Annotated in this window: 3 protein-coding genes; 1 reads left to right on the plus strand and 2 read right to left on the minus strand. The window is 56.4% G+C overall.

Translation table 11 applies throughout. The features are described 5' to 3' along the window. Positions 1–233: hypothetical protein (locus BLT77_RS20400; RefSeq protein WP_218126968.1), on the plus strand; the 233-nt coding region annotated here is incomplete at its 5' end. Here the strand turns inward: BLT77_RS20400 and ccoG are convergent. Continuing rightward, positions 204–1,631, minus strand: coding sequence for a cytochrome c oxidase accessory protein CcoG (gene ccoG, locus BLT77_RS19860; protein ID WP_090368584.1), 1,428 nt, complete (start codon positions 1,629–1,631; stop codon positions 204–206). The genes BLT77_RS20400 and ccoG overlap by 30 nt on opposite strands. Before the next feature lie 102 nt (positions 1,632–1,733). Further along, positions 1,734–3,170, minus strand: a complete 1,437-nt coding sequence (locus tag BLT77_RS19865) for an NAD-dependent succinate-semialdehyde dehydrogenase (RefSeq protein WP_245710008.1) — start codon at positions 3,168–3,170, stop codon at positions 1,734–1,736. Positions 3,171–3,370: the final 200 nt, after the last annotated feature.

Genomic DNA, 3,370 nt, shown 5'->3' on the forward strand with positions numbered 1-3,370 from the left:
TCAATCCCCGTCAAGCGTTATTTTCAAAGGCTTTTCCGAGTGTCGAATTGTTGCTCAGTGCCTTACTCAGTAAGCCGCTGTGCCCCGTCGACAGGGAATGCATTATAGGGAGTGGATTTGGTTTCGCAAGAGATAATTTAGAAAAAACTTCCACACGAACAAAAAACGGGCACAAGGCCCGTTTTTATACAGTTTTCGTTCGTTTACCGGCCGCCAGCGCCGATGAAACGTGAACTTTGATGATCCGAGACGGTTTCAAAACCCACTTCTGCGGTTACCACGAAATCGATATCTGTCACCGGGTCTCTAATGTAGTACGGGTCAACGGCTACCGAAACCGGAATGCTGGCCACCTCGCCGGCTCCCACCGCCACTTCACGGAGGCCGCTCCATTGGTACTCCTCCAAGCCGGTCACGGCCAGGTCGAATACCACCGGCTGCTCACTCTTATTCAGCAACTTCAGGGTATAGACGTTTTCAATCAACCCCTCATTCGTTTCCCGGAACAACATATTACGGTCACGAATCACATCGACCTCCAGAGGCTTGATGGCACCCACCATGGCCACAAAGGCAATACACATCACCAGAAGGGCGCTGCCGTACCCCACCAGTTTCGGCCGCATGACATTACTGGCTCCCCCCTCTAACTGCCGCTCTGTGGTGTAGCTGATAAGCCCCTTGTCGTAGCCCATCTTCACCATCACATCGTCACAGGTTTCGGCGCAGACACCGCAGTTAATGCATTCGTACTGAAGACCATTGCGAATATCGATGCCGGTGGGGCACACCTGCACACACAGGTTGCAGTCGATGCAATCACCCAACCCCATCTCTTTAGGGTTCTGCTTACGCCCACGAGGCCCACGCTGTTCACCGCGGTTGGCGTTGTAGCCCACCGAGTAGGTGTCCTTGTCAAACATCACAGATTGGAAGCGGGCATAGGGACACATATGCAGACACATGATCTCCCGCATCCAGCCAGCATTGCCATAGGTGGCCAGGGTAAAGAAGGCGCTCCAGAAATAGACCGTGCCACTGGCATTGCCGGTAAAGAAGTTCGGGTACAACTCGGTGGCGGGTGTAAAGAAGGAGATAAAGGTGAGGGCGGTTAGCAACGACATCGCCAGCCAACTGCCATGTTTGGCAACTTTCTTACCGGCCTTATCGACGCTCCAGGGCGCCTTGTCCAACTTTATCCTTTTATTGCGTGCCCCCTCAATTTTCTCCTCGACCCAGATGAACATAAACGTCCAGATGGTTTGCGGGCAGGTGTACCCGCACCAAACCCGGCCAAGGTAGGTGGTAAAGAAGAACAGGGCAAAGGCGGCAATCATAAACAGGAATGCCAGCAACAGCAGATCCTGAGGCCAGATCACCAGGCCAAAGACATAAAACTTTCGCTCCGCCAGTTCAAACAGCACTGCAGGGCGGTCTCCCCAGGGGAGCCAGGGCAACAACAGGAAAAACAGCATGAACACCCACCCCATTTTTCGTCGCAGTGTGGTCCACTGGCCTGAAGACTTACGGACATAAATCCGATTACGGGGATTAAAACGATCGAGCTTGCGGGGATCCGTGGCTTGCACCTTAATGGGCTTAGCCTGCGCACCGCTATTTCTAGGGGTCATAACTGCAAAACCTTTCCATGTTTACAACTCGCCGGGCAGTATATCAGTAATTGCTAACAAACAATTACAAACGGGATCAATTTTATGGTAGGGAGAAAGTGACTAGTGACCAAAACACAAATATTTGGTTTCCAGATAATCGTCCAGCCCTTCCTGACCACCTTCCCGGCCCAGCCCCGAACTCTTTACACCACCAAACGGGGCGACGGCGGCAGAGATAATGCCTTCATTAATGCCAACCATGCCAAACTCCAGCGACTCAGCCACCCGCATCACCCGCCGTACATTGTCACTGTACAGGTAGCTGGCCAGACCCGACTCGGTGCTGTTGGCCAGCTCAACCGCCTCCTCCTCTGTGTCGAAACGGCTCACCGCCAGCACCGGGCCAAAAATCTCCTGCTGCCAAATCGGATTGCAGGGTCGTATCGACTCCAGCAGCGTAGGCGGATAGAAACGACCTGGCAGGGCAGTACCAACGGCACTGACTGTGGCTCCGGCTGCCACGGCTCGCTCTACCAACTGGCTGACCCGCCGGTGAGCCTCCAGAGTGATCAGCGGCCCGATGTCGTTGCCCTCAATGGCACCGGGCCCGACCTTCAGCGCCAGCACCTTGGTACGAACCTTGTCCACAAAGGCCTCATACACCCCTTGCTGAACCAAAACCCGGTTGGCGGCCACGCAGGTCTGGCCGCTGTTTCTGAACTTCGCCGCCATCAGCCCAGCCACCGCCGAATCCAGATCCGCATCATCAAATACGATAAACGGCGCATTTCCGCCCAGTTCCAATGAGACTTTTTGAACCTGGGCCGCGCTTTGCGCCATCAAGATCCGCCCAACGGCGGTGGAGCCGGTAAAAGACAGTTTTCGAACCTTGGTACTGGCACACAGACGCTGGCCGATACCCGCCGCATCGGTACTAGGAACCACATTGATGCACCCGGCAGGGAAACCGGCCTGTTCCGCCAGAGCCACCAACGCCAAGGCCGTCAACGGGGTTTCCGCTGCGGGCTTGATCACCACACAACACCCGGCGGCCAACGCCGGGGCCACCTTACGGGCGATCATCGCCAGGGGAAAATTCCACGGTGTAATGATGGCCACCACGCCGACAGGCTGTTTAATGGTCATGGGCCGGCGCCCGCCAGCCAGGGCAGGGAGGGTTTGCCCATAGGCTCGAACCCCCTGTTCGGCAAACCACTTCAGGTAGCTGGCACCGTAGGCCACCTCTGCCATTGATTCAGACATGGGTTTGCCGGACTCCAGCGTTATCAACTCCGCCAGGCGCGACTGTTGCGCCAGCAGCAGTCGCTGCCAGGCCATAACCCGGTCACAGCGGGCCTGCGCCGGCTGCATTCGCCATGACTCAAATGCCTCACTGGCCGCATCGATGGCTTGCTCAACCTGATCAAGATCCACGTTGGCGACCCGGGCCACAACCTCGCCACAAGCGGGATCATCGACCTCGAAACACCCTTGATTACCCGCTACCCAACGCCCACCGATGTAGGCCTTATCCTGAATCGCCATCCTGTCTGCCACTTTGGTTACCCTCACAGTCTCAACGGTAACACCGAAAACATGGTGGGGGTACAGGGCAGGGGGAGTTATTCCAGCCCCACCAGGCAGGATAAGTTTTGATCAGCGCCAGCATGACCAAATCCACTCCCGGCAGCAATCTGCGGAGACTCAATCTGGGGGCAGGGCAGGGGCAGGGGCAGGGGCAGGGGCAGGGGCAGGGG

This window comes from Ferrimonas sediminum (genome assembly GCF_900100175.1).
In the GTDB taxonomy this organism is placed as follows: Bacteria; Pseudomonadota; Gammaproteobacteria; order Enterobacterales; family Shewanellaceae; genus Ferrimonas; species Ferrimonas sediminum.